The sequence below is a fragment of the Streptomyces sp. NBC_00354 genome (assembly GCF_036106915.1).
GTDB lineage: Bacteria > Actinomycetota > Actinomycetes > Streptomycetales > Streptomycetaceae > Streptomyces.
In genome coordinates this window covers 4,911,512-4,938,091 of the sequence record NZ_CP107983.1, presented here as the reverse complement: position 1 = coordinate 4,938,091, position 26,580 = coordinate 4,911,512, and the positions used below count along the sequence as shown (strand labels likewise).

The window sequence follows — 26,580 nt, the reverse complement described above, 5'->3', positions numbered from 1 at the left end:
TGGTCCCCTGCTCATCAGCACCCAGCCCACCAGGACCACCAAGCCGGGCCAGCGACGGGCCCGTGGGAGGGGCACACCTCCCTCAAGGGCCCATAGGCACCCTTTCCGGACCAGGGCAGGGTCAACCCGCACCAGACAGCGACCAGATGCCCATGCCGGTAGGCCTGGGCCCGCAGGCGCAGCAAATCGCTACGCGCTCCTCTGTGTTTGGCGTCCTCACCCCGCCTCTGGCGATCGTGTCCCCCTGTCGTGCTGTAGGGGATCAAGGCGGTGAGCCTGGGTCGGTGCGCCCTGCAGCGGCCATCGTGCAACGCTCCGGGAAAACGGCTAAGTCCAACCCGGGGAGTGCACGATGGCCTTGTCCCAGTTCCCCTCCATCGCGGCAGGGGGACCCGACCGACTAAGAGCACCTAACAGAAAGCCTGGTCGTAGCCATATCCCCCTCCTGGCTGAGTCGGCAGTGCTGCGGGAGGCGCTCGGGCCCGAGCTGTACGAGGCCGTACTGGCCGTCCGCCGCGCGGAGGCGGAGCCGTTCGCGATGTTCACCGACGCGGACGTCATCGAGGCCGTCCGCTGGCGGTATTGACTGGCTACTCCTCGGGCTCCCAGGCGATCAGCTGCTCGAACACCTGCTGGTCGCCCTCGGTCTTCAGGTCGCTCAGCGTGAGGCGGCCCCAGACGAAGAGGAGCAGCTGCTCGGCCGTGCCCGTGGCCGAAGCGGAGGCGGGCGCGGCGTCGTCCGTGAGGGGTGCGGGCCAGGCGCCGGTGCCGTCCAGCGCGAGGAGCCAGGAGCGGCCCTCGGTGGCGTGGTAGTGGATGGTGGCGGCCTCGTGCGGCCAGGCCGCCGGGGTGGAGTTGCAGGTGTCGAGAAACTCGGCCACGCCGTCGATCGCGATGTCCGCCGGCATCGGCTGCACGGCGCCTGCGGCGAGCTGGGCGTCGTAGGTGTGCACCAGCACCTCGTGCACCCGGCGCCGGGCAACGCCCCAGGCATTCGCCGGCGACACGCCGGCGCTCCACCACGCCCAGCACTCGCGCTCCGGGCCAGCCTCGCGCAGCGCACTCAGCAGCAGCTCGTTCGACTCGGCGTGCCAGGCCAGCAGCGCCTCGAGCTCGCGCGGCACCTCCGCCGCATCCTTGGCCGGCGGAGCCTCGGCCGGGCCCGCGGCGACGATCGCGGCCCACCAGCGCTGGCCCGTACCCAGGTGCTGCACCAGATCGAACAACGTCCACTCGGGGCAGGACGGCACCGGCGCGTCAAGGCTGGGCGCGGCCGCAACCGCACTCCGGAACGCGGCCGACCGCTCGTCGATCAGTTGCAGCAGGGCGGAATACTCAAGACTCTCTGTCACATCGCTTACCTATCACCCCAGCTCAGCCGACCGCACCCTATTTTCCAGGCCGTCAGCTGCGGGAGTTAAGACCACTCATGTGCGATGCCGGACCATGTGCAGCTCACCCGGCCGCGCGGCAACCGGGTCAACTCGCCGGGCTGGTCAGGACGCAGTTCGGATAATCGTTGTCCGGATCACCGACGGCGACCCAGAGCTTCAGGACCTTGCCTCGCCTCAAGGCGGCGTAAGAGGCGGGCTCCCGCTCAACCGTTGTGGGGTGAGCGGCGTCGAAGCCCACCGGCTGAGCGTCGTCGAAGGTAACAGCGAGGAAGCTTTGCTTCGTGTTGGAGCCTTGCTCCCAGGTGCCTGTTCCGGACCAGGCCAAACTGTCGTACCAGCTGACGGCGACGCAGACTTTATCGGCGATGAACGTCCCGTCCTGCTTCAGCGTGAGGGTGCCGCCGTCGGCATCGGTCCACGTGGACGCAAGTTCAGCCGGCTTCAGAACGACCGGTTCACCCTCGGGCGGCGGCATGACGGTGAGCCTGCCGCAGGCCGTCAGGGCGAGAGCCATGGCGACCAAGATCAGCGCAGTACGACAGGAACGCAACACACTCCACCCCTAGCGGGTTCCGCAGGCCGCGTGCGCGACCGATGGGCTCAAGAACTCATGCCGCACCCTGACACAGGGATTGAACACGTTCAAGTTGCAGGCGGCCACTCGTCGCGAAGCACCGCAACCACAGCGGCCGATCGCGGTCGGGCCGCAAGTAGCCCATGGATCACCTTCTTCACGTTCCTGGCCCCGCGCACCCGACGGTCCATGCCATCACCACTTGACGCGACGGGCACCGCAAACAGGTTGCCCCCGCCTTTCGCCCCAAATGGCGTGCAGACGCCCGAAAACCCGCCCATGGGAGGCGTCTGGGCGGCCTATGTCCGGCCCCAGACGGCCGCCGGACGCCAAGCAGAGAGAAGCGCGTAGCGATTTGGGGCGTCCACGGCCCAACCGGCACCGCATCGTCATCTCATCGCTGTCTGGTGCGGGTTGACCCTGCCTGGGTCCGGAAAGGGCGCCTATGGGCCCTTGAGGGAGGCATACCCCTCCCCGCGGCCGTGTCACCGACCCGGCTCGCTGCTCCTGGTGGGCTGGGTCCGGATGGACAGGGGCCGCCGGGCGGCATCTCCGATCTGGGCAGGTCGGAACCCTGAACCCCCCGGCCATCCTTCGGGGGCTTCCCGACAGTCTGTTGTCTTTCCGGGGCGGGCCGGGCAGTCAAGGGTGGCCGAAGGCCATCGCGAAGCGACGCGACGACGAAGGAGGAGCGCCCTTGACGGCCCGGACCGCACCGGAAGGACAGTGGACTGACGGGACGCCCCCGGACGCTCTCCCGACGCCGAGTACACGGACCCCGACCCCGAGGCCCCGCCCGACCCCTCCGACGCCGAGCACACAGACCCCGCCACCCCCACCCCCACCCCCACCCGCCCCCCGTACCCTCCCCCCATGATCACTTCAGGCACCCACGTCCGTATCGCCCGTCCCTCCCTCGACCTCGCTGCCGCCGAGCGGTTCTACGTCGACGGGCTCGGGCTCGGCGTCCTGTGGCGGAGCACCGACATCGCGCCCGGGGAGCACGAGCTGCTGATGGTCGGTCCCGCCGGCGGGGGCTGGCACTTCGAGCTCACCCGGGACCCCGAGAACCCCGTCGCGCCCTCCCCCACCGTCGACGACCTGTTCGTCGTCTACCTCGGCGAGGCCCCCGACGAGGCCCTCGTCCAGCGGCTCGTCAAGCACGGCGGGACCCGGGTCGCCGCGCACAACCCGTACTGGGACGAGTACGGGGTCACCGTCGCCGACCCCGACGGCTACCGCCTCGTGCTCTGCTCCCGCACCTGGGGCTGACCCTCTAGGAGGCGGGCCAGAACTGGGCCAGCGCCGCCTCCTTGTACGGGGCCGGGGTGACACTGAGCTCCCCCGCGAAGGGGCGGTCCAGCGCCATCACCAGCAGCAGGCTGAAGCCGATCAGCGCCGCCACCGCCGAGACGAACAGCAGCTGCATCTTCAGGCTGCGCAGACCGAACAGGAACGTGAGCGGGAGGATCACCAGCGCGCCCCCGTACACGAGCACCTGGAGCAGCACCGGCAGGGACGTTTCCGCCATCGTGACGCGGGCCCGGCGCTGGGCTGCGACGTCGTTGAGGCGGCTGGCGGCCTCCCCGTAGAAGGTCTCGCTGCGGGTGCCGGTGGGCTCGTACGCCTGGAGTGCCTGGTACATCCCGTGCGTCTGCTCGGAGGTGGCCTCGTAGCTCGGCTTGCCCACGCGCATGAGCGGCCACTGGACGTCGACGACGGCGTGCACGTAGTCGCCCACCGCCCGCTCCACGCGTGCGCGTTCGGCCGGCGGGAAGGCCTCGGCGCTGCGTACGACCAGCGCGAGGTCGGTGGCCTCGGTGGCGACGACTGTCTGGGTGTTCTCCAGCTGGGTCCAGAGCGTGACGACGACGAAGGCGAGGATGATGCCGTAGATCGCGCCGAACATGCCGAGGGCGACGCCGACCATCTCGTTGTGCTCGCCCCCTGCCAGGTGCGGGAAGCGGCGGCGGGCGGCGAGGCTGCCACCCACGGCGAGGGCGACGAAGCCGCCGACGAGGAGGATGCCGAGGGTGAACGTGCTGAAGGTGTTGAGCAACCAGAGGATCATGGGCTGTTCAACGATCAACTCCCGCTGAGGGACCGCCCGAAGACCTGGTTCACGGCCCGGCCGCGAGCCCCGCCTCCCGGGCGTCGATGAGCTCGTCCCAGTGCTCGCGCGTCCACTCGCACGCCGCGTCCAGCGGGCCCAGGAGGCCGCGGCCGAGCGGGGTGAGGGCGTACTCGACACGGCGCTCCGGCGGCGCCTGCTCGGCCCGTACGACGAACCCGTCGCGCTCCAGGGAGCGCAGCGACTGGGTGAGGGACTTGGACGTGATGCCGCGCAGCGGGGCCTTGAGCTCCGAGAAGCGGCGGGGCCCGTCTTCGAGGCAACGCAGGATCATCGAGGCCCACTTGTCGCCGATCCGGAACGGGACCAGCGGGGAGGGGCAGACGGGGTCGAACATCTCCGGGTCCAGCGGCTCCTGTTCCAGCTCTGGTTCGCGCATGATCCACACGTTAGGCCGGTACCCGTTCGGTAACCAGGCCCTTTTCTATGGTCGCCCCATGACGAGGAACGAGAGCGGAAGCAAGGTCATCGTGTTCGGGGCGAGCGGGCGGGTCGGCCGGGCCGTCGTCGCCGAGGCGCGGGCGCGCGGGTACGAGGTCACGGAGGCGGGGCGCGGCGACGGGGACGTCACCTCGGCGGCCGATGTGGCGCGGCTGGCGGCGGGGCACGATGCGGCGGTCGTGGCGGTGTACGACGCGCAGGCGGCACCGGGGGTGTTCTTCCCGGCGGTGGCGCGGGCGCTGGCGGCGGGCCTCGGGGAGGCGGGGGTCGGGCGGCTCCTGTCCGTCGGGCTGGCTTCCGTACTGGCCACGCGGTCGGGGGCTGCGCTGATGGACACACCGGGGTATCCGCAGGAGTGGCGGGAGTTCTACGTCGGCCACGGCGCCGGGACCGATGCCCTGCGGGCGGCGGCGCCGGCGGGGCTGGACTGGGCGGTGCTGAGCCCGGCCGGGGACTTCGCTCCCGACGGGGAGCCGGGCGGTGGCTACGCGTTCGGCCCGGCCGACGCCGCCGGCCGGATCACGCACGCCGACTTCGCCCGGGCGGTACTGGACGAGGTCCGGGCCCCGACGGTCCACCGCGCCCACACGGGGGTGACGGCGGCATGACGGTCGATCCGGCCCGCCCGGTCGGCGCGGCCACCGACAGCCCGAACCCCTGGGTCGCCGAGCACATCCGCCGTTTCGAGGAGACCGCCGGGCGGCCGCGGCCCGGGATCTCGGACCTGCTGCTGACCACGCGGGGGCGGCGGTCCGGGCTGCTGCGGCGCACGGCGCTGGCCTACGTCCGGGACGGGGAAGGGGGCGGGGACAAGGAGGCGGACGGTGCCGCATACGTCCTGACGGCGTCGAACGCGGGCGCCGACCGGCACCCCGCGTGGTACCTGAACCTGGCGGCCGACCCGGCCGTCACGCTCCAGGTCGGGACCGAGACGTTCCCGGCGATCGCGCGCCGGGCCACCCCGGCCGAGGCGGATCGCCTGTGGCCGTTGGTGGTGGCGGCGATGCCCTCGTACGCGGCCTACCGGGCGGCGGCGGACCGCGAGATCCCGCTGGTGCTGGTCACCCGTACGGGCACCTAGCGGGGTCAGCGGACCGCCGGGGTCTTCGGGAGCCCCTGCAGGGCGGTGCCCGCGCCGGAGAGCGAGGCGTCGGTGGCCTTGGTGGCGGACCCGGCGGCGGAGGCGGTCACGCCCACGGCGGTCTTCGTGTCCTGCACGGCCTGGCCCGGGTGGTTGGCGATGTCGCCGACGCGGCGGGCGAGCGGGGCGGCCGCCTCGAGGGAGGGCCCGTCGGCGTGGGCGGCGACGGGGGTCAGGGCGAGGGCGCCACCGGAGAGGACCAGGGCGGCAAGGCTGCGCTTCATGGCGTTCATACCGTGCAGAACGACCCGCCGGCGCCCCGGTCACCGGGCACCCCCACTTTGGGGTGACGGTCCGTGCTCCACAGCGTCCGTGCTCCACGGCGCCCACGCTCCACAACGCCCGCGGCCCCGGATCGGGGGACCGGTCTGGGGCCGCGGACGTTGCGCAGTGGTTCGGGCGCGGGGTCAGGCCTCGGCGAGCAGGGCCGGGGTGGACTTCGTGAGGATCTCGCCGCGGAAGAAGGCCGGGCTGCGGCGTTCCGTGACCAGCATGATCACCAGGCCGAGGGCCAGCAGGCCGACGCCGATGACGAAGACGCTGCCGACGCCGAGGACGGTGGATCCGGAGCCGTACGACGGGTTCCACATGTCGATCAGCGTCTTGAAGAAGACGGCGGCCAGCAGGAGGCCGCCGAGGACCGGGAAGACGCCCTTGAAGAACAGGTCCCGCGCGGAGCGGCGCAGCTCGCCGCGGAAGTACCAGGCGCAGGCGAAGGCCGTCAGCGAGTAGTAGAAGCAGATCATCAGGCCGAGCGCGAAGATCGTGTCGGTCAGGACGTTCTCGCTGACCAGGGTCATCACGGTGTAGAAGGCGCCGGTCGCGACGCCCGCCATGACGGTGGCGCGGCCCGGGGTCTTGAAGCGCGGGTGGACCTTGGCGTAGGAGGCCGGCAGGGCCTCGTACGTGGACATGGCCAGGACCGTGCGGGCGACCGGGATGAACGTGGTCTGGAGCGAGGCGGTCGCCGAGGCGAGGACCGCGACGAAGAGCAGGATGCCGAGCAGCGGGCCCATGACCGGGCCGGCGAGGGCGGCGAAGACGTTGCCGGAGGTCTCCGGGTTGCCGAGGCCGAGGCCGGTGGTGCCGGAGCCGACGGCCATCTGGGCGGCGATGCCGGTGGCCAGGTACGAGCCGACCAGGACGACCATCGCGATGAGCGAGGCGCGGCCGGGGGTCTTGGCGGAGCCGGTGGTCTCCTCGTTGGTGGCCAGGCAGGCGTCCCAGCCCCAGTACATGAAGATCGAGAGGGAGAGTCCGGCGGTGAAGGCGCCCATGGACTCGACCGCGAAGGGGTTCATCCACTGCCAGGAGAAGTCCAGGCCGGTGTCGAAGGCGCCGGTGCCGGCGCCGGCGCCGGCCGAGGCCTTCTGGAAGGCCATCGCCACGAAGATGGCGAGGACCGCGAGCTGGAGGCCGACCAGGGTGTACTGGACGCCCTTGGTGGCGGTCATCCCGCGGTAGCTGATGGCGGTCGCGGCGGCGATCAGGGTCAGGCAGGTGGCGATGTGGACGATCTTGTTGTCGTCCAGGGCGGCGATCGACGGATTGCCGGTGATCTCGCCGGCCAGCAGCCAGAAGTAGGAGGTGGCGACGCCGGCCAGGTTGGAGAGCACGATGATCGTGGCGATCACCAGGCCCCAGCCGCACATCCACCCGATCCGCGGGCCGAAGGCCTTGACGGTCCAGGTGAAGGAGGTGCCGCAGTCCGGCACGGCCTTGTTGAGCTCGCGGTAGGCGAAGGCGACGAGCAGCATCGGCAGGAAGCCGGCCAGGAAGACCGCCGGCATCTGGACGCCGACCTCGCCGGCGGTGGAGCCGAGGGTCGAGGTCAGGCAGTAGACGGGGGCGACGGTGGAGATGCCGATGACGGCACTTCCCACCAGGCCGACGGAGCCCTTGCCGAGGCCCTTGCCGCGTACGTCGCCGCTCGCATCGGTGCCCGCTCCGGCGCCCGCATCGCCGGAAGCGCCGCCTCCGGCGACGCCTCCTACCGTGTCTCCGACCCCGGGCCGAACGTCCAGCTGTGTCATGCCAAAGGACGTTAGAGGCTGCGATTTCCATGTCCGGAAGGATTAGATCCGGATCTCGCCGCGCCGAACCGCCTTTGAATCCCGAGGCGGGGGCCGTTCATATAACCGCAATGCAAGGTCCGCGTCGGATGTCACCCCCGGTTCGCAGGACGCGGACGTGGTGTTCCGATATGCGGAAACCGCAGGTGCGTCCCTTTTGCCCCTTTCGAAAGTTTCCCGTGTGACTTTCCGGAGCCCCGTTTGGCGCGAACATGACGATCGCTCTAGAGTCCCGACGATCAAGGTCATCGACACGGGGGACATCCGCGCATGCGCATCAGAACGGTCATCGCCACCGCCACCACGCTCACCGCACTCCTCACCCTCACCGCCTGCGGGAGCGACGACGGCGCCTACGCCGGGGACATCGCCTCGGTCGGCGGCATCGGCGCAGGCGGCGACGGCAACGGCAACGGCGGAGCGCCCAAGAAGGGCAACGGCCTCGGCATCAAGGGGCTGGTCAAGGCGGGCTCCATGGCCGAGGCCACCCGCATCGTGGGCCGGTACACCAAGTGCACCGAGGTCTCGAAGGCCCAGGAGGGCTACGACCTGGGAGAGGGCCCGGACGACAAGTACGGGTTGGCGTACTCCGTGACCGAGCGCGGATGGTGCAACGACCGCGGTGACACCGGGATCTTCCTCATCAAGGACCCGAAGGCCTTCCAGACCGCATTCAAGGCCGACGTCGACAAGGAGTACGCCAAACACCCGAACCGGCACGTCAACATGGGCTTCGTCATCGGCCAGGACTTCGCCGTCGGCTCCCAGAGCACGGACACGATGACCGCCATGCTGAACGCGAAGAGCGGGATGGTCGTACTGAACTGCCACCCGGCCTTCAACCCGCCGAGCGGCTACCGCAAGGAGCCGGCCCTGGTGAAGGGCTGCGTCCTCACGGACTACCTCTCGGAGGAGTGAGGCGCGGGGAGTGAGGCGCGGGGAGTGAGGCGCCCGGGGGACGTGCGCGGGCGCGCGGCCGGGCCCCCGTGCCCGTGCCCGTCCTCGCCCCCACTCCCACTCCCACTCCCACTCCCCCTGCCCCCGCTCCCGCTCCCGCTCCCGCTCCCGGCGGTCCGGCTCAGCCCGCCCAGACGATCGACTGCATCTCGCTGTACGCGTGCAGCGCGTACGAGCCCACGTCCCGGCCGACGCCCGAGCGCTTGAAGCCGCCGAACGGGGCCTCCATGTTCCGGCCGATCGTGTTCACACCGACCCCGCCCGCCCGCAGCCGGCGCGCCACCCGGAAGGCCCGCGCCGCGTCCCCGGACCACACGTAGCTCAGCAGGCCGAAGTCGCTGTCGTTGGCCAGGGCCACGGCCTCGTCCTCGCCCCCGTCGAAGGGGACCACCACGACCACGGGGCCGAAGATCTCCTCCCTGACCACCCGCATGTCGTTCGTGCAGTCCACCAGCAGCGTCGGCGCCACGTAGAAGCCGCGGCCGTCACCGACCACCGGCCGCTCACCGCCGTACGCGATCCGCGCACCCTCCTTGCGACCGAGCTCGACGTACGACTCCACCCGGTCCCGGTGCGCCGCCGAGATCACCGGTCCCACCACGGTGCCGGCCACCGCCGGGTCGCCGACCTTCATGAAGGCCAGGTAGCCGGTCAGCTTCTCCACCAGCTGCTCGTACACCGACCGGTGCACGATCACCCGGGTCGGAGCCGTGCAGATCTGGCCGGAGTAGAAGGAGAAGGTGGTGCCGATCCCCATCACGGCCGCGTCCAGGTCGGCGTCCTCGAAGACGACCGCCGCGCCCTTGCCGCCGAGCTCCATCAGCTGCCGCTTCATCGAGCGGCCGCAGACCTCCGCGATGCGCTGCCCGACGCCCGTGGAGCCGGTGAACGACACCATGTCCACGTACGGGGAGTCCACCGCGGCCTCGCCGACCTCGGCCGAGGCGCCGCAGACCACGTTCACCACGCCGGCCGGGGCGCCCGCCTCGTGCAGGGCCTCGGCCATCTTGAACACCGACAGCGGATCCTGCGGGGCCGGCTTCACCACCACCGTGTTGCCCATGGCCAGGGCCGGAGCCACCTTGCCCGCCGGGTTCGCCCACGGGTTGTTGTACGAGGTGATGCAGGTGACCACGCCGACCGGCTGGCGCACCTCCAGCGCCCCCAGGATGCTCGCCCTCCCCATCGGCCCGGCCTCGGTGACCTGCGGCGGCAGCCCGCGCTCCACCGGTTCGAGGGCGCCCTTCGCGTACCGCCGGAAGCGCGCGACCCCGACCCCTACCTGCATCCCGCGCGCGATGCCGGTCGGTGCGCCCGTCTCGGCGCGGGCGAGGGCCGACCACGGCTCGTACTCGCGCTGCATGATGTCCGCGGCCCGGTCCAGGACCGCCGCCCGCTCCTCGGGAGCCGTACGGGACCAGCTCTCGAAGGCCTCCGCCGCCGCCCGCGCCGCCTCCCCGACCTGGGCGCGCGAGGCCTCGGGCGCGAGCCCGACCACCGATTCGTCCGCCGGGTTGACCACCTCGTAGTACCCGGCGGCGGGCTCCACCCACTCCCCGCCGATGTACAGCTTCTGCCGTACGGGCTCGCTCATCGGGTGCTCACCGTCCTGGTGTCGCGGCCCGAGCGGAGCACGATCCCGGGGATCGCCCCCGTCACCTCGTCGTCGCGGATGGTCTCCACTCCGTTGACGCGTACGGACACGATCCCGATCGCGCGGGCGTCCAGCCGCGGGCTGTCGCCGGGAAGGTCGTGCACGAGCGTCGCCGGACCGGCTTCGATCCGCTCCGGGTCGAACAGCACCAGGTCCGCGTGGAACCCCTCGGCGATCCGGCCGCGCTCGCGCAGCCCGAACAGCTGGGCCGGGTCGTCGGTGAGCATCTTCACCGCCTGCTCCAGCGGCACCAGCTTGCGGCCGCGCAGGCAGTCCCCGAGGAAGCGGGTCGTGTACGGGGCCCCGCACATGCGGTCCAGGTGCGCGCCGGCGTCGGAGCCGCCGAGCATGACGTCCTCGTGCTGCCAGGTCTCGGCGCGCAGCGCCCAGCTCGCCGGGTCGTTGTCGGTCGGCATGGGCCAGAGCACCGTACGCAGGTCGTCGTTGGCGCAGATCTCGACCAGGCACTGGAAGGCGTCCTGGCCGCGCTCGGCGGCGATGTCGCCCACGACCCGGCCGGACAGGCCCTCGTTCTCCTTGCTGTACGTGTCCCCGATGACGTAGCGGCCGAAGTTGGCGAGGCGCCGGAAGACCCCGGCCTCCTTGCTGTCGGCGCGGCGCAGCATCTGCGCCCGTACGTCGGCGTCGCGCAGCTTCGCGATCCGCTCGGGCACGGGCAGGCCGAGGATCTCGCCCCAGCCGGGGATCAGGTTCAGCGCGCAGAAGGTGCCGAGGGACATGTTCATGGGGGTGAGGATCGGCATGGTCAGCGCGACGATGCGGCCGCCGGCCTTGCGGGCGCGCTCGCTCGGTATGAGCTGGCGCGGCACCCGTTCGGGGACGGCGGCGTCGATGGTGAGGACGTTCCAGTTCAGCGGGCGGCCGGCGGCGGCGCTCATCTCGACGAAGAGGTCGATCTCCTCGTCGGCGAACTGGTCGAGGCAGCCGGCGACGATGGCCTCGAGCTGGGTGCCCTCGTGTTCGGCGACGGCCTTCGACAGCGCGATGAGCTCGGCGGGCTCGGCGTGGCGGGAGGCCACGGGGGCGCCGTCGCCGTCCGAGTGGGTGGCGGACTGGGTGGTGGACAGGCCCCAGGCGCCGGCGTTCATGGCGTCGTGGAAGAGGTCGAGCATCTGCTGCATCTGCTCGGGGGTGGGCCGGCCGCCGACGGCGTCCGCGCCCATGACGTGCCGGCGCAGTGCGCAGTGGCCGACCATGAAGCCGGCGTTGACGGCGATCCGCCCTTCGAGGGCGTCGAGGTACTCGCCGAAGCCGGACCAGGTCCAGTCGACGCCTTCCTCGAGGGCCTTGAGGGCCATGCCCTCGACCTTGCTCATCATGCGGCGGGTGTAGTCGGCGTCCTCGGGGCGGGCCGGGTTGAGCGGGGCGAGGGTGAACCCGCAGTTGCCGCCGGCGACGGTGGTGACGCCGTGGTTCATGGAGGGGGTCGCGTACGGGTCCCAGAACAGCTGGGCGTCGTAGTGGGTATGGGGGTCGACGAACCCGGGGCACAGCACGAGCCCGTGCGCGTCCTCGCTGGTCCGGGCCTCTTCCGTGACCGCGCCCGGTTCGCCGATGACGGCGATCCGCCCGTCGCGCAGACCGACGTCTGCGACGCGGGCGGGGGCGCCGGTGCCGTCCACGACGGTGGCACCCTTGATCAGGTGGTCGAGCATGACGTCCCCTCTGCCGGTGTTCGTGTTGCTGGCCGTCGTCCTGGCCTCCGCCCCGGACCCCCGCGCGCCCCGGCCGGGGGCCGCCGGGCCGGCCGCGGCCTCGGCATGACCTCCGGCCGGGGCCGGTGCGGGGCGGCGGTCCGGGAAGACGCCGCCCCCGTTCCTCCGCCGGGTCAGACGGCCTGGCGGAAGCGGGTGGTGCGGTGCACCGGGTCCGTGTCGATCTTCGGGATCACGTGCTCGCCGATGAGCTTGACGGTGGTCATCGTGTCCTCGTACGAGACGCCGGTCGGCAGGCCGAACGACAGCTGGTCGGCGCCCGCCTGCTCCCAGCGCTTGCACTGCGCGAGCACCTCGGACGGGTCTCCGCAGATCAGCAGTTCCTCGGCGATCAGCAGCTCGATGATCTCCGCGTTGTACTCGGGCAGCGTCTCGGGCCACTGCGGGATCGCCTCGGGCCGCGGGAAGGTGTCGTGGTAGCGGAAGACCAGCGACTGGAAGCGGTTCATGTTCGCGTTGACCGCGATCTCCACCGCCTTGTCGTGCGTCTCGGCGCATATCGCGGTGGAGGTGACCATCACGTTGTCGTTGACGAACGCGCCGATGGCCTTGGCCTCCTGGATGGCCGTCTTGTACTGCTCCAGCACCCACTCCATGTCGGAGACCTTCTGGACGCTGAACCCGAGGACGCCGAGGCCCTTCTTCGCGGCCATCGCGTACGAGGAGGGGGAGCCGGCGGCGTACCACATGGCCGGGTGCGCCTTGCCGTACGGCTTGGGGAAGATCTTCCGCGGCGGCAGCGACCAGTGCTTGCCCTGGAACCCCTCGTACTCCTCCTGGAGGAACATCTTGGGGAACTCGGAGATGGTCTCTTCCCAGATCTCCTTGGTGGCGTTCATGTCCGTGATGCCGGGCAGGAATCCGAGGATCTCGTGGCTGCCCGCGCCGCGGCCGGTGCCGAACTCGAAGCGCCCCTTGGAGAGGTGGTCGAGCATGGTGACCTTCTCGGCCACCTTGACCGGGTGGTTCACGGGGGCGAGCGGGTTGAAGATGCCGGAGCCGAGGTGGATGCGCTCGGTGGCGTGGGCGAGGTAGGCGAGGAACACCTCGTTCGCCGACAGGTGCGAGTACTCCTCCAGGAAGTGGTGCTCGGAGGCCCAGGCGTACTTGAAGCCGGACTTGTCGGCCTGGATGACGTACTCGGTCTCCTCGACCAGCGCCTTGTGCTCTGCCTCGGGGTCGACCTTGGACCGCGCCTCAGGCACGTATCCCTGCACGAAGAGCCCGAATTCCAAGGGGGTTCACCGTCCTTTGATTTCTGACGTGTCGTCAGATTTGATGAGTCGACTGTTCCACCGCGGAAGCGGGAGCGTCAATACCTGACGCTCCATCAGATGAGGTGGGCGGGAGATCTAGAGGATGCTGACGCCCGCCATCCAGCCGCCGTCGATCACGAAGGGCTGGCCGGTGATGTACGAGGAGTCCTCGCTGCTCAGGAACAGGGCCAGCTTGGCGATCTCGTCGGGCCGGCCCACCCGCCCCATCGGCACGACCCGCCGGTAGAGCTCCGCCATCGCATCCCGGGCCTCGTCTCCCATGTTGGCCGGGTCCAGCAGGCCGGGATTGGCCATCGGGGTGTCCACGGCGCCCGGGCACATCGCGTTGACCCGGATTCCCTTGGCGGCCAGCTCCAGCGCGGCCACCCGGGTCAGGCCGACGATCGCCGCCTTGGTCGCCGCGTACGAGCCGACGTACGCCATGCCCGTCAGGCCGGTGTACGAGGAGGTGTTGACTATGGTGCCGCCGCCGGCCGCCTCGATCTCGGGGGCGACCGTCTTGATGCCGAGGAAGGCGCCGACCTGGTTGACCTGGACCAGCTGCTGGAACTCCTCCAGCGGGGTCGAGACCAGCTCGTTGAAGCGCAGGATGCCCGCATTGTTGACCAGGCCGTCGATCGGGCCGAAGGCCTCCTTGGCTGCCGCCACGGCGGCCGCCCAGTCCTCCTCCCGGCTCACGTCCATCCGTACGTACCGGGCACGGTCCTCGCCTATCTCCTTGGCGACGGCGGCGCCCTGATCGTCCAGCACGTCACCGAGGAGCACCTTGGCGCCCTCGGCGGCGAAGAGGCGGGCCTCCTGCTCGCCCTGGCCGCGCGCCGCACCGGTGATGACGACGACGCGCCCGTCCAGCTTGCCCATGCCCGTACTCCTAGTCGTTGAGAAGCGGGCCGACCTCGGCCCCGAAAGCGGTGATCTGGTCGGTCAGTTCGGCGCGGTCGCGGCTGCGGAAGCGGACCTGGATCTGGTCCACGCCGAGCGCCCGGTACGCGCGGAGGGACTCGGCGAGCGCCTCCGCCTTGCCGGTGAGGGTCCGGCGGCCGGTGTCCCAGCCGGGCTCGCCGACGTACAGCGCCTCGGTGATCGCGCCGAACTCGATGGGGTCCGCGACCCCGGCCGCGGCGCGGAGCTCCTTGATCCGGGCGATCTGGCCCGGCAGCTTGTCGCGCGGGTCGCCCTGCGGGAGCCAGCCGTCGCCGCGTACGGCGGCCCGGCGCACGGCGGCGGGCGAGGAGCCGCCCACCCAGACGGGGATGCGGGCCTGGGCGGGGCGGGGCAGCTGGCCGAGGTCCTTGAAGGAGAACAGCCCGCCCTCGAACTCCGGGTACTCCTCGGGCCCGAGGGCGGCGCGCAGCGCGTCCAGGGTCTCGTCGAGGACTGCGCCGCGGCGGGCGAAGTCGGCGCCGAGGACCTCGAACTCCTCCTGCACGTGGCCCGCGCCGACGCCGAGGATCAGCCGGCCGCCCGAGAGGTGGTCGAGGGTGGCGTACTGCTTGGCGCTGAGCAGCGGGTGGCGCAGGCCCAGGATCGCGACGTGGCTCAGCAGCCGTACGCGCTCGGTGATCCCGGCGAGGAAGGCGAGGGTGGCCACGGGGTCGTACCAGACGGTGCTCATGGGTCCGGCGAGCCGGCGCGGGATGGCGACGTGGTCGCAGGTGGCGACGTACCCGAAGCCGGCCCGGTCGGCGGCCCGCGCCACCTCGGCCAGGTCGACGGCGGTGGCCGAGGCCTCCCAGGGCTCGGCGTAGATGGTGCTCTGCGACTGGATCGGGAGCTGCATCCCGTAGACCAGCCGGCCCTCCGCAAACACGCGCGCCATGCCGCCACCGCCTCCGCTTCGTCTGTCGCCCACGTCTTCGGCTGCCGATTCGCGTCCCGCCGGCGCCGGGGGCCATCGTCGTAGCTGACGGTCCGTCAGGCAAGGGGTTCGACCCGGTCACGCGCCGGGTGACAGGTGCCCGGGGGATGTGCCGGGAGGGGTGCGTTGGCTAGGGTGCCCTGCGTGGATCTCTTTCTGACGCTGGTCAGCGGGGTGGCGTGGACCGTCGTGTACGTCGAGGCGATCCGGGTCGGGCTGCGGGACCGGACATATGCGATGCCGGTGGCCGCGCTCGCGCTGAACTTCGCGTGGGAGGTGATCTACGCTGCGGGCGGGTTCACGAGCGGGGTCTCCGCGCAGGGGATCGTCAATGTCGTGTGGGCGGTCGCCGACATTGCGATCATCTGGACGTACCTGCGCTTCGGGCGGGCCGAGCTGCCCGAGTTCGTGACGCGGCCGCTCTTCGCGGCATGGAGCGCACTGGTGTTCGGCGCCGGCTTCGCCGTGCAGTGGCTGCTCCTCGCCCACTTCGGGACGCACGACGCGAGCCGGTACTCGGCGTTCCTGCAGAACCTGCTGATGTCCGGGCTGTTCATCGCCCTCTACGCCGACCGGCGCGGGCCGCGCGGGCAGTCCCTCGTCATCGCCGTCGCCAAATGGCTGGGGACGCTCGCCCCGACCCTGCTCTTCGGGGTCGTCGAGGACTCGCCGTTCATCCTCGGGCTCGGCATCATGTGCAGCGTCTTCGACCTGGCGTACATCGGGCTGCTGCTGCGGGGGCGGCGGGCGGTCGCCGCGCCGGCCGCCCGGGAACCGGCCGGTGCGACGGTCTGACGCCGGCCGGCCGGAAGCCCGTCAGCCGGACACCGGCCGGTCAGAAGCCGGCCGGCCCCATCACGATGACCGGCTTCGCCGCCGGGTCCAGGGTGGTCAGGAGCTTCTTCATGGCCTTCTTCGAGATGCCGATGCAGCCCTGCGAGGGGCCGTTGTGGTCGACGTGGAGCCAGATGCCGCCGCCTTTGTCCTCGCCCTCCGGCTTGAACAGGTCCAGCGGGGATACCCCCGTCCGGCGGTTGTAGTCGATCGCGATGACGTATTCGAACGCACCCGCGAGGGACTCGCCGTTCACGCCCCGGCCGGTGGGAACGAAGAGCCGGTTGCGGTCGTACGGGAACTTCGTGCCCGGCGGCTTCTCCAGCAGACCGCCGGCGTCGTTCAGGGTGAACACGCCCACGGGGGTGGTGAGGTCCCCGTCCTCGCGTTCGCCGGAGTTCCAGCCGCTGGCGCCGTTGTGCGCGGGCCAGCTCTCGGTGGCCCGGACCCAGTCGGCGCCGGCCGCCGGCCGGGTGTAGAGGGTCGCCGTGGACTCCGAGGAGTCCCTCGCCTTGCCGGCGACGAGGAGGAGCTGGCGGGCGGTGGCCGGGATCCTGGCCCGGGTCTCGTCGCTGACGTCGGCCAGGCCTTGGTCGGGGTCGTCCGGGGCTGCGGTGGCGCCTGGTGCGCCTGGGGCTCCGGAGGCTGCCGGCGCTCCGGGGGCGCCGCGTACGCCGCGGGTGGCGCGGGGTACGCCTGCGGGGCTGGTGGGGTTGGTGGGCTTGTTGGCGCCGGCCGCACCGGCCGCTTCCCCCGGGCGGTCGCCGGTCCGGGCCTGGGCCGTGGCGCCGGAGTCGTCGTCCTGGGCCGTGTAGGCCCATCCGGCCCCGAATGCCAACAGGCCCAGGGCGGCGGCGACGGCCACCCGTCGGGGCGAGCGGACGGCGCGGGACGTGCGGGGACTGCGGGAGCGGGCGCGGGGGTGCTTGCTCATGTCTCCGACGGTACACATGGGAACATTCAGGACTCCTGAAGCGGCGGCCGGAGCGGCGCGGGTCCCACCGGAAAGCGGACCCTGACGGTCAGTCCGCCGCCCGGAGCGGGATTGGCCCGCGCCACCAGCTTCGCGCCGTGCGCCCGCGCGATCGAGGCCACGATGGAGAGCCCGAGGCCCACGCCCTCGCCCGCGGTGTGCTGCCGCTCGGCCCGCCGCCGGAACGGCTCCAGCAGCCGCGGTACGTCGGCGGGGTCGATCACCGGGCCGGTGTTGGACACCGTCAGCACCCCGTCGGCGGAGGTCGCGACGCCGATCCGGCCGCCCGGCCGGTTGTGGCGTACGGCGTTGCCGAGCAGGTTCCGCACCAGATGGCCCAACAGAGCCCGGTCACCGGTCACGGTCAACGGCGCAAGGTCCCGCACTACGGCGGGCCGCCCGGCGGGCGGGGCGGCGCCCCGGGCGGGCTCCGCCCCGGCCTGGGCCGCCTCGGTGAGTTCGGTCTCGGCCAGGGCCGCCAGGTCCACCGGGGCGGTGGCCTCCAGCCCCTCCTCCGATACCGCGAGCAGCAGCAGCGACTCGATGAGGTGCTCGCTGGAGTCGGCGACGCCGATCAGCTTGGAGCGGATCCGGGCCACCTTCTCCGGCGGCGGGTCCCCGGCCAGCCCGATCTCGGCGGCCGCCCGCTGGACGGCGAGCGGGGTGCGCAGCTCGTGGGCGGCGTTCGCGGCGAACCGGCGCTGCGCGCCCACCAGGCTCTCCATCCGGTCGAGCATGCCGTCGAAGGTGTCGGCCAGCCGCTTGAGCTCGCCGGGCGGGGCCTCGAGGCCGATCCGCTCGTGCAGGTTCTCCCCCGAAAGGCGGCGGGCCGTCTCGGTGATGACGCCGACGGGGCGCAGCACGCGGCCCGCCATCCACCAGGCCAGCCAGATCGACGGTACGGCGAACACCACGAGGGCGATGAGCGAGACGATCAGCAGCTCGTGGAGGGTGGCGGACTCGACGGCGGTGGAGAGGTTGCGGGTGGCGGCCCACGTCCGGAGCTGCTCCTGGGTGGGCGTGGCGGCGCCGGGCGGGAGCCGCTGGGCGGGGACGGCGGGGAGCCGTTGGCCTTCGACGGCGGCGCGTTCGAACGCGGTGCCGGGGACGGCGGTGGTGACGGCTCCGCTGATGCGGGTGTAGAGGCCGCCCCGCAGCAGGATGTTGATCAGCGCGATCAGGCCGCCGCCGGCGAGGACGAGCAGCGAGCCGTAGAGCGCGGTGAGACGGGCGCGCTCGGAATGGAGCACTGCTCTCATCGCGGATCGGCGTTCGCATCGGCGGACCCGCCCGTCGCCGGACCCGTGATCCGGTAGCCCGCGCCCGGCACGGTCTCGATCAGCGGCGGCTCGCCCAGCTTGGCCCGCAGCTTGCTGAGGGTCACCCGTACGGCATTCGTGCTGTACGAGGTGTCCTCCTCCCACACCTGCTCGATCAGGTCGTCGTTGCCGAGCACGGCCCCCTCCGCCCGCAGCAGCGCCTCCAGCACCGCGAACTCCTTGCGCGACAGCGCGAGCCGGTGCCCGTCGCGGGTCGCGCTCCGCCGGGCCGTGTCGACGGCGATCCCGCACCGCTCCAGCACCGGCGGCAGGGCCGGCCGGGCCCGCCGGCCCAGCGCCAGGACGCGGGCGAGGAGCTCGTCGTAGGCGAAGGGCTTGGTGAGGTAGTCGTCGGCGCCGAGGCCGAGCCCCTCGACCCGGTCCCGTACGGTCCCGGAGGCGGTCAGCATCAGGACGCGGGTCAGCAGCCGCTCGCGCACCACCTGCCGGCAGACCTCGTCGCCGTGCAGGCCGGGCAGGTCGCGGTCGAGGACGAGGACGTCGTACTCGCCGAGGCGCAGGCGCCGCAGGGCCTCGAGGCCGTCGCCCGCCTCGTCGACGGCGAGCGCGTCGCGGCGCAGCCCGTCGGCGATCATCTCCCGGAGGAATTCCTCGTCCTCCACCACCAGAACTCGCATGCCGCCCTCTTTACCGGAATCTCGCATTTCCTCGTCATAAGCAAGATCGGAGAGGGAAGCGAAACCCGCCTCTCGTGCAGGGTCGGCCGCATGAATCGATCCATGACCATGACCACGGCCGCGGCCCTCACCGGGCTGACCCTCTTCGTCACCGCGTGCACGGGCGGTGTCGGTTCGGACGGCAAGGACGGCAAGGACGGCAAGGACGGGAGGAAGGGCGACTCCACCAAGAACAACGCATCCGGCGGCGGCGGTACCGGAACGACCGGCGGCGCCGACGCCGACAAGGCGCTCAAGACGCGCAAGTGCCTGCGCGAGCACGGCATGGACGCACCCGACCCGGAGCCCGGCCAGGACCCGCGCGGCATGACGCTCGGCTCGGGCAGCGAGGACCCGGAGGCGCTGAAGAAGGCCTTCGAGGCGTGCGGGATGCAGGCCCCGGGGACCGGCCAGATGTCGCAGGAGGACAAGGACAAGGCCCTGAAGTGGGCCAAGTGCATGCGGGACAACGGCGTCAACATCCCGGACCCGACCTTCAACGGGAACGCGATGAGCGCGACCAAGATCCCCGAGGGCCAGGAGCAGGCCTTCCAGGACGCCCAGAAGAAGTGCGAAGCCGCGTGAGGCGGCGCGGCAAGTGGCTGCTGGGCTCGCTGGCCGTCGTACTCGCCGTCTCGGGCGGCGGGTACGCGGTGACGGCCCAGCCGCGGGGGGACTCCGACGGTTCGAAGGACCGGCGCGCGGACGGGCTGCCGCAGCAGACGGCTCCGGTCACGCGCGGGGACCTCAGCTCCGGGCTCACGGTCGAGGGCACCCTCGGCTACGCGCAGGAGCGCAAGCTCGCCGCGGGCGGCCCCGGGGTGCTGACCTGGGTCGCGGGCGCCGGCACGGCGATCGAGCGGGACGGGAAGCTGTACGAGGTCAACGGCAAGCCGGTGCGGCTCATGTACGGGAGCACGCCCGTGTACCGGCCGATGAAGACCGGGGACAAGGGCGAGGACGTCAAACAGCTCAAGCGGAACCTCCAGGCCCTCGGGTACGGGACCGGCCTCGACCCGGAGGACGGCACCTTCACGGCGGGCACGGCGACGGCGGTCAAACGCTGGCAGAAGGCGCACAAGGCGGCGGAGACGGGCGAGGTCGGCAAGGACGAGATCGCCTTCGCGGCAGGTCCGCAGCGGGTGCAGAAGAACGACACGGCGGTCGGCGACGAGCCGGCGCCGGGCAAGCCGGTGCTGACCCTGACCGGAACCGAACGGATGGTCCGGTTCCAGTTGGACGTGGCCAAGGCGGGCGCGACGAAGACCGGCGACAAGGTGACCGTGAACCTGCCGGGCGGCGGCACGGCGACCGGGAAGATCGACTCGGTGGGCAGTACGGCCAACCCGGACGACCCGAACGGCGGCGGGGGCGGGTCCGGAGGCGGCGGTGGCGGTGGGGGCGGTGGCGGTGGCGGGAAGCCGAAGGTCGAGGTGAACGTCTCCCTCGACAACGCATCCGAGATCAAGGGCCCGGACCGGTCCCCGGTGTCGATCCGGCTGACCGGCGAGACCCGCAAGGGCGTGCTCTCCGTACCGGTCAACGCACTCCTCGCGCTGTCCGGCGGCGGCTTCGGCGTACAGGTCGTCGAGAACGGCGCGGTCCGTGACGTCCCGGTCGAACTCGGCATGTTCGGGCAGGGCCGCGTCGAGGTCAAGGGGGACGCCCTCAAGGAGGGCATGCAGGTGGGGATCCCGAAGCAGTGACGACGACAGTGGCCACTGCAGAGAACCGGCACGCACGCGCCGTCGTGGAGCTGGCGGGCGTCACCAAGGAGTACCCCGGCGGGGTCAAGGCCCTGCGCGGGGTGGACCTCACCGTCCTGAACGGCGAACTCCTCGCCATCGTCGGCCCGTCCGGCTCCGGGAAGTCCACCCTGCTGCACATCGTCGGCACCCTCGACCGCCCGAGCGCCGGCGCGGTCGCCATCGCCGGGCACGACATCGCGACCCTCTCCGACCGCGCCCTGTCGGCGCTGCGCTCACGCCATGTCGGCTTCGTCTTCCAGTCCTTCCACCTCGTACCGGGCATCGGCGCGCAGGCGAACGTCGCCGAGGGGCTGCTGTACTCCGGCCTCCCGCGCGCCGAGCGCGGCCGCCGGGCGGCGCGGGCGCTGGAGCGGGTCGGCCTCGGCGACCGGATGGAGCACCGGCCGCACGAGCTGTCGGGCGGGCAGAAGCAGCGCGTGGCGATCGCCCGGGCGGTGGCCGGCGAACCGGACCTGCTGCTGGCGGACGAGCCGACGGGTGCACTGGACTCGGCGTCGGGGCAGTCGGTGATGGAGCTGCTGCACGAGCTGAACGGGGACGGGGCCACGATCGCCGTGATCACCCACGACCAGGAGATCGCGGCGAGCCTGCCGCGGCAGGTGCGGATACGGGACGGGGAGATCGTGGCCGACGTATGGAACACGGCGGGGGCGAGGGAGCAGTGAGGGCCTCGCGAAAGCTGACCCCGTCCCGCCTCGGCCCCCGGGACGTCCTGCACGTCGGCTCGGCGGGGCTGCGCTCGCGCCCGATGCGGGTGTTCCTGTCCGCGCTGGGGATCGCGATCGGCATCGCGACGATGATCGCGGTGGTCGGGGTGTCCTCGTCCAGCCAGGCCAAGCTCCTGCGGGAGCTCGACAAGCTGGGCACGAACATGCTGGTGGCGACGCCGGGCCAGTCGATGTTCTCGGGGCAGGACACGAAGCTGCCGAAGGAGGCCCCGGACATGATCTCCCGGATCGAGGGGGTCGAATCGGTGGGTACGACCGGCGACGTCGCGCAGTCCGTACGTCGCTCGGAGAACATCCCGAAGGAGGAGACGGGCGGGATCGGTCTCAAGGCGGCGAAGGACGACCTGCTGGAGGTGCTGCGCGCCCGGATGCAGAAGGGGACGTGGCTGAACGGGGCCACCGGACGCTATCCGTCGGTGGTGCTCGGAAACGTCTCGGCGGAGCGGCTGGGCATCACCGAGCCGGGGCAGCAGGTGTTCATCGGCGGCCGGTACTTCACGGTCATCGGCATCCTGGACCCGATCCCGCTGGCCCCGGAGATCGAGCGCTCGGCGCTGATCGGCTGGGAGGCGGCGGAGCAGTTGCTCGGCTTCGACGGCCACCCGACGGCGGTGTACGAGCGCTCGGCGGACGACCGCGTCGCGGCGGTCCGCGGCCTGATCGCCCCGACGGCCAACCCGCAGTCGCCGAGCACGGTCTCCGTGACGGACCCGTCGGCGGCGCTTCAGGCGAAGGCGGCCACGGAAGGCGCGTTCAGCACGCTCCTGCTGGGCCTGGGCGGGATCGCCCTGCTGGTGGGCGGGGTCGGCGTCGCGAACACCATGATCATTTCGGTCCTGGAACGCCGCCACGAGATCGGCCTGCGCCGCTCGCTGGGCGCGACCAAGGGCCAGGTGTGCATCCAGTTCGTCACGGAGTCCCTGCTCCTGTCGGGCCTCGGCGGCCTGGCGGGCATCGCCCTCGGCGCGGCGGCCACGGCGGCCTACGCCCGCGCGGGCGACCTCCCCTGGGTGGTCCCCCTCTGGGCGGTGACGGGCGGCTTCGCCTCAACCCTGGCCATAGGCACCCTGGCAGGCCTCTACCCGGCAGTCCGCGCAGCCCGCCTGTCCCCGACGCTGGCACTGCAGGCGGGGTGAGGGGGGCGGGGTCGGGGGTCGGGTGGCACCATCCAGTCATGGCACCCGACTCCAGCGACACCACTTCCGACGCAGGCCGGTTCGAGGCGGGCCGGACGGGCCTACTCGTGAAGATCCCCGAGGCCGAACCAGCCGTTCGCGCATGGCGCGAACGGCTGGACCCCTCGGCCATCGCCGGGGTCCCGGCGCATGTGACGGTGCTCTTCCCGTTCCTCGATGAGCACCTGATCGACGCCACCGTCCAGGCGGCGCTCGCCGAGACCCTGGGCAGCCACCGGGCCTTCGACGTCCGGTTCGCCGAGAGCCGCCGCTTCCCGGAGGTGCTGTACCTGGCCCCCGAGCCGGACACGCAGCTGCGGCTGCTCACCCGCGCAATCACCGACCGCTGGCCGCAGGCCCAGCCGTACGGGGGCCGGTTCGCGGACGTCATCCCGCATCTGACGGTCGCGCAGCGACAGGAGGCAGACGTACTGGACGAGATCGAAGCCGACCTGGCCCGCTCACTCCCCCTCACGACCCGCATCTCGTCGGTCGACCTCATGGTCCACGACGGCGTGGCATGGCGGGACCGGGCGTCGTTCGCACTGCGGGGGTGAGGGGCGGGGGGCACTCGGCGGCGAAGGAAAGGGCCGGTTGGGACCTCCGGGGCGGGTCTTGGACTCCGCGTCGGAGAGGCGGGCCGGGACTCCGGGGTCCCCAGGACACTCCACCGACCCCGAGTACAAGCAGTTCAAACCCCGTCGCCCCGCCCCCTCCCCGTCGTACGCTGATCTGATGAGAACTCCCAGGCAGGCAGCCCGCATTGTCATCCTCTCCCCGACCGGTTCGGTGTTCCTCTTCCGTGAGAACAACATCGAGGTCGGGATCCACTGGCTGCCGCCCGGCGGGGGGATCGATCCCGGGGAGACCCCGGAGGAGTGCGTGCGGCGGGAGCTGCGGGAGGAGACCGGGTGGACCGACCTCGAGCCGCAGCGGCTGCTGTGCACCTGGGAGCACGACTTCACCCACGAGGGGATCCCCGTACGCCAGCACGAGCACATCTACGTCACCACCGGCCCGCGCCGTGATCCCGTCCCCGAGTCGCCCGACGCGCACTGGCGCTGGCTGTCGCAGCAGGCCCTGGCCTCGCTCGGGGAGCCGCTGTGGCCGCCGCGGCTCGCGGACCTGCTGGCCGGCGCGCCGGCCGAGCCGGTCCACCTCGGGCTGGTGGTCTGACACCGGAAAAGCCGCGCGACACCCCGCCAACGAGGACAGGAACCGTCCTACTTGGTGTCTAGAGTCCTGGCAACTGCCATCGACAACGAGCTGGGGAGCGTCCATGCTGCGAGGTCTGACCACCGTCAGTTTCTGGGCCGCCGATCTGGACGCTGCCAAGGCCTGGTACACCGAACTCCTCGGCACCGGCCCCTACTTCGAGCGGCCGGGGTACGCCGAGTTCCGGCTCGGTGACTACCAGCACGAGCTCGGGCTGATCGACCGCCGCTACGCTCCCGCCGGCGCGCCCGCGGAGCCGGGCGGGGCCGTCGTGTATTGGCACGTCGACGACGTCGACGCGACCCTCGAGAAGCTGCTGTCCATGGGCGCGAAGCAGTACGAGCCGCCCACTGAGCGCGGTCCGGGCTTCGTCACCGCCTCGGTGGTCGACCCGTTCGGCAATGTCCTGGGCTTCATGTACAACGCGCATTATCTCGACGTGCTCGGCGAGCGCCCCTGAGCCGCGCGCGGCTCAACGGGCCGCGGAGGCCGCCTTCGCGTACAGCGTCGCCGCGTACTCGCCCAGGATCGTGCTCGTCGATACGTCGTCCGTGTCGCCGCCCGTGAGGATGCCGATGATCTTTCCGTCCTTCGCGAGCCAGGCGCTGCCGCTCGTGCCGCCCGGGAAGTCCGCGCAGTCGAAGCGCTGCTCCGTCTCGGTCTCGCGGATCGCCGATGCCGTGCACGTGCGCGGGACCTTGCGGTCCGCCGGGTAGCCGGTGACGGTGATCTCCTCGCCCGTGCGGCCCGTGGTGTCCAGGGTGGCCGCGCCCGTGACGTCCTCGATGTTGCGGCCGGCTGCGTCCGGGGCGAGGCGGGCGAAGGCGAGGTCGTAGTCGTCGTCCGTACCCTCGGCCCAGCGGGGGTCCTCGAAGACCTCCTCGATCGTCCAGGCTCCGTACGGGGCTCCGCCGTTCGCGTACGCGGGTGCGAAGACCGCTCCCCCGTCGCCGGTCTTCCCGGCGATCAGGCAGTGCCCGGCGGTGACGATCAGGTTCTTCCCCGGGCTGTGCACCACGGTGGCGGTGCAGAAGTGGTCACCCTGCACGCCGCCTTCGAACAGGGCCCCGGTGAAGGCGGCGGCGCTGCCCGGCCGGGGCGTGCCCGAGGTGTTCAGCTGCGGCTGCTTCGCCGCTTGCGATCGTGAAGACGGGCTCGGTGAAGGCTTCGCCGGGGCCGCCGCCTTGACGTGCGTGGCCGACCCGCCCTCCTCCGAGGCCGGCACCACCTTCGTCATGGCAGCGGACGCGCCCAGCGCCGCCACCGCGCACAACACCCCGGTCACCACGGTCCGCTTGTCCACCGCCACCGCCCCTCCCACTTTGCTCCGGCGAAGCATGCCTTGATTTTCACCTTCGCCGCAAGGGGACCCCCGGGCTCCCGCCTACGCGCCCGCCCACAGGCCTTCCGGCGTCAGGCCGAGGAGGTCGATCGCGTTGCCGCGCACGATGCGATCCACCACGTCCGGCGCGAGGTGGGACATCTGGGCTTCCCCCACCTCCCGCGACTTCGGCCACGTCGAGTCCGAGTGCGGGTAGTCCGTCTCGTAGAGGACGTTGGCCACGCCGATCGAGTCCAGGTTCTTCAGCCCGAAGGGGTCGTCGAAGAAGCATCCGAAGACGTGCTCCGCGAAGAGCTCCGACGGCGGGCGCAACACCTTGTCCGCGACGCCGCCCCAGGCGCGGTTCTCCTCCCAGACCACGTTCGCGCGTTCCAGGATGTACGGGATCCAGCCGATCTGGCCCTCCGCGTACATGATCTTGAGGTTCGGGAAGCGTTCGAACTTGCCGCTCATCAGCCAGTCGACCATCGAGAAGCAGCAGTTGGCGAAGGTGATGGTGGAGCCGACCGCCGGCGGGGCGTCCGCCGAGGTGGACGGCATGCGCGACGAGGAGCCGATGTGCATGGCGATGACCGTGCCGGTCTCGTTGCACGCCTCGAGGAAGGGGTCCCATTCGTCGGTGTGGACCGAGGGCAGCCCCAGGTGCGGGGGTATCTCGGAGAAGGCGACCGCGCGCACGCCGCGCGCCGCGTTGCGGCGGACCTCGGCGGCGGCCAGCCGGGCGTCCCACAGCGGGATGAGGGTCAGCGGGATGAGCCGGCCCCGCGCCTCGGGGCCGCACCACTCCTCCACCATCCAGTCGTTGTACGCCCGTACGCCGAGCAGCCCGAGCTCGCGGTCCTTGGCCTCGGTGAAGGTCTGGCCGCAGAAGCGCGGGAAGGTCGGGAAGCAGAGCGCCGACTGGACGTGGTTGACGTCCATGTCCGCGAGGCGCTCGGGAACCGAGAAGGACCCCGGGCGCATCTGCTCGTACGTGATCACCTCCAGCTTGATCTCGTCGCGGTCGTAGCCGACGGCGGTGTCGAGCCGGGTGAGGGGGCGGTGCAGGTCTTCGTAGACCCACCAGTCGCCGATCGGACCGTCGTCTCCCTTGGCGCCCATCACGGGGGCGAACTTGCCGCCAAGGAAGGTCATTTCCTTCAAGGGAGCGCGGACGATCCGGGGGCCGGTGTCCTGGTACTTGGACGGGAGCCGGTCCCGCCAGACGTGGGGAGGCTCAACCGTGTGGTCGTCCACCGAGATGATCTTCGGGAAGGTCTCCATGGTTCCCACGGTAGCGTCAATCTGACGAACCGTCAGCTAGTTGGACGGCG

29 protein-coding genes are annotated in these 26,580 nt (G+C 71.6%); 13 read left to right on the top strand and 16 right to left on the bottom strand.

The window, feature by feature from the left end; genetic code table 11:
* The first annotated feature begins 460 nt into the window (after positions 1-460).
* Positions 461-586: a hypothetical protein gene (locus OHT74_RS22620; protein WP_328621206.1), complete on the top strand. Its 126-nt coding sequence runs from the start codon at positions 461-463 to the stop codon at positions 584-586.
* 4 nt (positions 587-590) lie between these two features.
* Here OHT74_RS22620 and OHT74_RS22615 read toward each other — a convergent pair whose 3' ends face one another.
* Complete coding sequence (locus OHT74_RS22615; RefSeq protein ID WP_328621205.1) at positions 591-1,352, bottom strand: maleylpyruvate isomerase family mycothiol-dependent enzyme; 762 nt, start codon at positions 1,350-1,352, stop codon at positions 591-593.
* Between the two features lie 127 nt (positions 1,353-1,479).
* Positions 1,480-1,908, bottom strand: coding sequence for a hypothetical protein (locus tag OHT74_RS22610; RefSeq protein ID WP_328621204.1), 429 nt, complete (start codon positions 1,906-1,908; stop codon positions 1,480-1,482).
* A gap of 933 nt (positions 1,909-2,841) precedes the next feature.
* Between OHT74_RS22610 and OHT74_RS22605 the strand changes: the two genes are divergently transcribed.
* Entirely contained in the window at positions 2,842-3,240 is a 399-nt protein-coding gene (locus OHT74_RS22605) for a VOC family protein (protein WP_328621203.1), read from the top strand.
* Positions 3,241-3,244: 4 nt separating this feature from the next.
* On the opposite strand, the gene OHT74_RS22600 is transcribed toward OHT74_RS22605, so the two are convergent.
* Both OHT74_RS22600 and OHT74_RS22595 read right to left on the bottom strand, forming a co-directional pair.
* Positions 3,245-4,039 carry a bestrophin-like domain gene (locus OHT74_RS22600; RefSeq protein ID WP_266666170.1) on the bottom strand — a complete coding sequence of 265 codons (795 nt, stop codon included), beginning with the start codon at positions 4,037-4,039 and terminating at the stop codon, positions 3,245-3,247.
* A 49-nt stretch (positions 4,040-4,088) separates the two neighbouring features.
* Positions 4,089-4,478: a winged helix-turn-helix transcriptional regulator gene (locus OHT74_RS22595; protein ID WP_328621202.1), complete on the bottom strand. Its 390-nt coding sequence runs from the start codon at positions 4,476-4,478 to the stop codon at positions 4,089-4,091.
* A 58-nt stretch (positions 4,479-4,536) separates the two neighbouring features.
* On the opposite strand from OHT74_RS22595, the gene OHT74_RS22590 reads away from it, so the two are divergent.
* On the top strand, positions 4,537-5,148 hold the full coding sequence (locus OHT74_RS22590; RefSeq protein WP_328621201.1) for an NAD(P)-dependent oxidoreductase: 612 nt from the start codon (positions 4,537-4,539) through the stop codon (positions 5,146-5,148).
* Complete coding sequence (locus OHT74_RS22585) at positions 5,145-5,621, top strand: nitroreductase/quinone reductase family protein (protein ID WP_328621200.1); 477 nt, start codon at positions 5,145-5,147, stop codon at positions 5,619-5,621. Before OHT74_RS22590 ends, OHT74_RS22585 begins: the two co-directional genes overlap by 4 nt.
* Before the next feature lie 5 nt (positions 5,622-5,626).
* On the opposite strand, the gene OHT74_RS22580 is transcribed toward OHT74_RS22585, so the two are convergent.
* The gene (locus OHT74_RS22580) at positions 5,627-5,914 is read right to left on the bottom strand and encodes a hypothetical protein (RefSeq protein WP_266666166.1); all 288 of its coding nucleotides are present in this window, start codon (positions 5,912-5,914) and stop codon (positions 5,627-5,629) included.
* Positions 5,915-6,088: 174 nt separating this feature from the next.
* Positions 6,089-7,714 carry an APC family permease gene (locus tag OHT74_RS22575; protein ID WP_328621199.1) on the bottom strand — a complete coding sequence of 542 codons (1,626 nt, stop codon included), beginning with the start codon at positions 7,712-7,714 and terminating at the stop codon, positions 6,089-6,091.
* A 309-nt stretch (positions 7,715-8,023) separates the two neighbouring features.
* Between OHT74_RS22575 and OHT74_RS22570 the strand changes: the two genes are divergently transcribed.
* The gene (locus OHT74_RS22570) at positions 8,024-8,671 is read left to right on the top strand and encodes a hypothetical protein (RefSeq protein WP_328621198.1); all 648 of its coding nucleotides are present in this window, start codon (positions 8,024-8,026) and stop codon (positions 8,669-8,671) included.
* 160 nt (positions 8,672-8,831) lie between these two features.
* On the opposite strand, the gene OHT74_RS22565 is transcribed toward OHT74_RS22570, so the two are convergent.
* The 5 genes from OHT74_RS22565 to OHT74_RS22545 all read right to left on the bottom strand — a co-directional run bounded on the left by OHT74_RS22565 (position 8,832) and on the right by OHT74_RS22545 (position 15,196).
* Positions 8,832-10,304, bottom strand: coding sequence for an aldehyde dehydrogenase family protein (locus OHT74_RS22565; RefSeq protein WP_328621197.1), 1,473 nt, complete (start codon positions 10,302-10,304; stop codon positions 8,832-8,834).
* A complete protein-coding gene (locus tag OHT74_RS22560) occupies positions 10,301-12,040 on the bottom strand; it encodes an N-acyl-D-amino-acid deacylase family protein (RefSeq protein ID WP_328621196.1) in 1,740 nt (579 codons plus the stop codon). The genes OHT74_RS22565 and OHT74_RS22560 overlap by 4 nt, the downstream gene beginning before the upstream one ends.
* A gap of 173 nt (positions 12,041-12,213) precedes the next feature.
* A complete protein-coding gene (locus OHT74_RS22555) occupies positions 12,214-13,335 on the bottom strand; it encodes an LLM class flavin-dependent oxidoreductase (protein WP_328621195.1) in 1,122 nt (373 codons plus the stop codon).
* Between the two features lie 117 nt (positions 13,336-13,452).
* On the bottom strand, positions 13,453-14,238 hold the full coding sequence (locus OHT74_RS22550) for an SDR family NAD(P)-dependent oxidoreductase (RefSeq protein ID WP_328621194.1): 786 nt from the start codon (positions 14,236-14,238) through the stop codon (positions 13,453-13,455).
* 10 nt (positions 14,239-14,248) lie between these two features.
* On the bottom strand, positions 14,249-15,196 hold the full coding sequence (locus tag OHT74_RS22545) for an LLM class F420-dependent oxidoreductase (RefSeq protein WP_328621193.1): 948 nt from the start codon (positions 15,194-15,196) through the stop codon (positions 14,249-14,251).
* A gap of 183 nt (positions 15,197-15,379) precedes the next feature.
* Here OHT74_RS22545 and OHT74_RS22540 point away from each other — a divergent pair, with 183 nt between their 5' ends.
* Complete coding sequence (locus tag OHT74_RS22540; protein WP_266666158.1) at positions 15,380-16,030, top strand: transmembrane-type terpene cyclase; 651 nt, start codon at positions 15,380-15,382, stop codon at positions 16,028-16,030.
* A gap of 40 nt (positions 16,031-16,070) precedes the next feature.
* On the opposite strand, the gene OHT74_RS22535 is transcribed toward OHT74_RS22540, so the two are convergent.
* Genes OHT74_RS22535 through OHT74_RS22525 form a run of 3 tightly spaced genes read right to left on the bottom strand, consistent with a single transcriptional unit; the run spans position 16,071 to position 18,999 of the window.
* Positions 16,071-17,003, bottom strand: coding sequence for a L,D-transpeptidase family protein (locus OHT74_RS22535; protein WP_328621192.1), 933 nt, complete (start codon positions 17,001-17,003; stop codon positions 16,071-16,073).
* A 26-nt stretch (positions 17,004-17,029) separates the two neighbouring features.
* Positions 17,030-18,301 (bottom strand): sensor histidine kinase, encoded by a 1,272-nt coding sequence (locus OHT74_RS22530; protein ID WP_328621191.1) that lies wholly within the window; start codon positions 18,299-18,301, stop codon positions 17,030-17,032.
* The gene (locus OHT74_RS22525) at positions 18,298-18,999 is read right to left on the bottom strand and encodes a response regulator transcription factor (RefSeq protein ID WP_266666155.1); all 702 of its coding nucleotides are present in this window, start codon (positions 18,997-18,999) and stop codon (positions 18,298-18,300) included. Before OHT74_RS22525 ends, OHT74_RS22530 begins: the two co-directional genes overlap by 4 nt.
* 102 nt (positions 19,000-19,101) lie before the next feature.
* Between OHT74_RS22525 and OHT74_RS22520 the strand changes: the two genes are divergently transcribed.
* The 7 genes from OHT74_RS22520 (at position 19,102) to OHT74_RS22490 (ending at position 24,385) form a co-directional block, all read left to right on the top strand.
* Positions 19,102-19,623 (top strand): hypothetical protein, encoded by a 522-nt coding sequence (locus OHT74_RS22520; RefSeq protein ID WP_328621190.1) that lies wholly within the window; start codon positions 19,102-19,104, stop codon positions 19,621-19,623.
* Positions 19,620-20,744 (top strand): peptidoglycan-binding protein, encoded by a 1,125-nt coding sequence (locus OHT74_RS22515; RefSeq protein ID WP_328621189.1) that lies wholly within the window; start codon positions 19,620-19,622, stop codon positions 20,742-20,744. The genes OHT74_RS22520 and OHT74_RS22515 overlap by 4 nt, the downstream gene beginning before the upstream one ends.
* Positions 20,741-21,472, top strand: coding sequence for an ABC transporter ATP-binding protein (locus OHT74_RS22510; protein WP_328621188.1), 732 nt, complete (start codon positions 20,741-20,743; stop codon positions 21,470-21,472). The genes OHT74_RS22515 and OHT74_RS22510 overlap by 4 nt, the downstream gene beginning before the upstream one ends.
* Positions 21,442-22,671, top strand: a complete 1,230-nt coding sequence (locus OHT74_RS22505; RefSeq protein WP_328621187.1) for an ABC transporter permease — start codon at positions 21,442-21,444, stop codon at positions 22,669-22,671. Before OHT74_RS22510 ends, OHT74_RS22505 begins: the two co-directional genes overlap by 31 nt.
* A gap of 38 nt (positions 22,672-22,709) precedes the next feature.
* Positions 22,710-23,267, top strand: a complete 558-nt coding sequence (locus OHT74_RS22500) for a 2'-5' RNA ligase family protein (protein WP_266666150.1) — start codon at positions 22,710-22,712, stop codon at positions 23,265-23,267.
* 178 nt (positions 23,268-23,445) lie between these two features.
* On the top strand, positions 23,446-23,886 hold the full coding sequence (locus OHT74_RS22495) for an NUDIX hydrolase (RefSeq protein WP_266666149.1): 441 nt from the start codon (positions 23,446-23,448) through the stop codon (positions 23,884-23,886).
* Positions 23,887-23,989: 103 nt separating this feature from the next.
* Positions 23,990-24,385 (top strand): VOC family protein, encoded by a 396-nt coding sequence (locus OHT74_RS22490; RefSeq protein ID WP_030304284.1) that lies wholly within the window; start codon positions 23,990-23,992, stop codon positions 24,383-24,385.
* 12 nt (positions 24,386-24,397) lie between these two features.
* Here OHT74_RS22490 and OHT74_RS22485 read toward each other — a convergent pair whose 3' ends face one another.
* Together OHT74_RS22485 and OHT74_RS22480 are read right to left on the bottom strand one after the other, a co-directional pair.
* Positions 24,398-25,228, bottom strand: a complete 831-nt coding sequence (locus OHT74_RS22485; RefSeq protein ID WP_328621186.1) for a trypsin-like serine peptidase — start codon at positions 25,226-25,228, stop codon at positions 24,398-24,400.
* An 81-nt stretch (positions 25,229-25,309) separates the two neighbouring features.
* The gene (locus OHT74_RS22480) at positions 25,310-26,530 is read right to left on the bottom strand and encodes an amidohydrolase family protein (protein WP_328621185.1); all 1,221 of its coding nucleotides are present in this window, start codon (positions 26,528-26,530) and stop codon (positions 25,310-25,312) included.
* Between the last annotated feature and the right edge of the window lie 50 nt (positions 26,531-26,580).

What these genes read in the sequence shown, in the direction of transcription:
- OHT74_RS22590 (WP_328621201.1), top strand. Translation starts at nt 4,537, where the DNA reads ATGACGAGGAACGAGAGCGGAAGCAAGGTCATCGTGTTCGGGGCGAGC.
- OHT74_RS22525 (WP_266666155.1), bottom strand. Translation starts at nt 18,999, where the DNA reads ATGCGAGTTCTGGTGGTGGAGGACGAGGAATTCCTCCGGGAGATGATC.
- OHT74_RS22605 (WP_328621203.1), top strand. Translation starts at nt 2,842, where the DNA reads ATGATCACTTCAGGCACCCACGTCCGTATCGCCCGTCCCTCCCTCGAC.
- OHT74_RS22575 (WP_328621199.1), bottom strand. Translation starts at nt 7,714, where the DNA reads ATGACACAGCTGGACGTTCGGCCCGGGGTCGGAGACACGGTAGGAGGC.
- OHT74_RS22480 (WP_328621185.1), bottom strand. Translation starts at nt 26,530, where the DNA reads ATGGAGACCTTCCCGAAGATCATCTCGGTGGACGACCACACGGTTGAG.
- OHT74_RS22585 (WP_328621200.1), top strand. Translation starts at nt 5,145, where the DNA reads ATGACGGTCGATCCGGCCCGCCCGGTCGGCGCGGCCACCGACAGCCCG.
- OHT74_RS22550 (WP_328621194.1), bottom strand. Translation starts at nt 14,238, where the DNA reads ATGGGCAAGCTGGACGGGCGCGTCGTCGTCATCACCGGTGCGGCGCGC.
- OHT74_RS22545 (WP_328621193.1), bottom strand. Translation starts at nt 15,196, where the DNA reads ATGGCGCGCGTGTTTGCGGAGGGCCGGCTGGTCTACGGGATGCAGCTC.
- OHT74_RS22570 (WP_328621198.1), top strand. Translation starts at nt 8,024, where the DNA reads ATGCGCATCAGAACGGTCATCGCCACCGCCACCACGCTCACCGCACTC.
- OHT74_RS22530 (WP_328621191.1), bottom strand. Translation starts at nt 18,301, where the DNA reads ATGAGAGCAGTGCTCCATTCCGAGCGCGCCCGTCTCACCGCGCTCTAC.
- OHT74_RS22520 (WP_328621190.1), top strand. Translation starts at nt 19,102, where the DNA reads ATGACCATGACCACGGCCGCGGCCCTCACCGGGCTGACCCTCTTCGTC.
- OHT74_RS22565 (WP_328621197.1), bottom strand. Translation starts at nt 10,304, where the DNA reads ATGAGCGAGCCCGTACGGCAGAAGCTGTACATCGGCGGGGAGTGGGTG.
- OHT74_RS22500 (WP_266666150.1), top strand. Translation starts at nt 22,710, where the DNA reads ATGGCACCCGACTCCAGCGACACCACTTCCGACGCAGGCCGGTTCGAG.
- OHT74_RS22495 (WP_266666149.1), top strand. Translation starts at nt 23,446, where the DNA reads ATGAGAACTCCCAGGCAGGCAGCCCGCATTGTCATCCTCTCCCCGACC.
- OHT74_RS22490 (WP_030304284.1), top strand. Translation starts at nt 23,990, where the DNA reads ATGCTGCGAGGTCTGACCACCGTCAGTTTCTGGGCCGCCGATCTGGAC.
- OHT74_RS22535 (WP_328621192.1), bottom strand. Translation starts at nt 17,003, where the DNA reads ATGAGCAAGCACCCCCGCGCCCGCTCCCGCAGTCCCCGCACGTCCCGC.
- OHT74_RS22560 (WP_328621196.1), bottom strand. Translation starts at nt 12,040, where the DNA reads ATGCTCGACCACCTGATCAAGGGTGCCACCGTCGTGGACGGCACCGGC.
- OHT74_RS22610 (WP_328621204.1), bottom strand. Translation starts at nt 1,908, where the DNA reads ATGGCTCTCGCCCTGACGGCCTGCGGCAGGCTCACCGTCATGCCGCCG.
- OHT74_RS22600 (WP_266666170.1), bottom strand. Translation starts at nt 4,039, where the DNA reads ATGATCCTCTGGTTGCTCAACACCTTCAGCACGTTCACCCTCGGCATC.
- OHT74_RS22595 (WP_328621202.1), bottom strand. Translation starts at nt 4,478, where the DNA reads ATGCGCGAACCAGAGCTGGAACAGGAGCCGCTGGACCCGGAGATGTTC.
- OHT74_RS22505 (WP_328621187.1), top strand. Translation starts at nt 21,442, where the DNA reads ATGGAACACGGCGGGGGCGAGGGAGCAGTGAGGGCCTCGCGAAAGCTG.
- OHT74_RS22580 (WP_266666166.1), bottom strand. Translation starts at nt 5,914, where the DNA reads ATGAACGCCATGAAGCGCAGCCTTGCCGCCCTGGTCCTCTCCGGTGGC.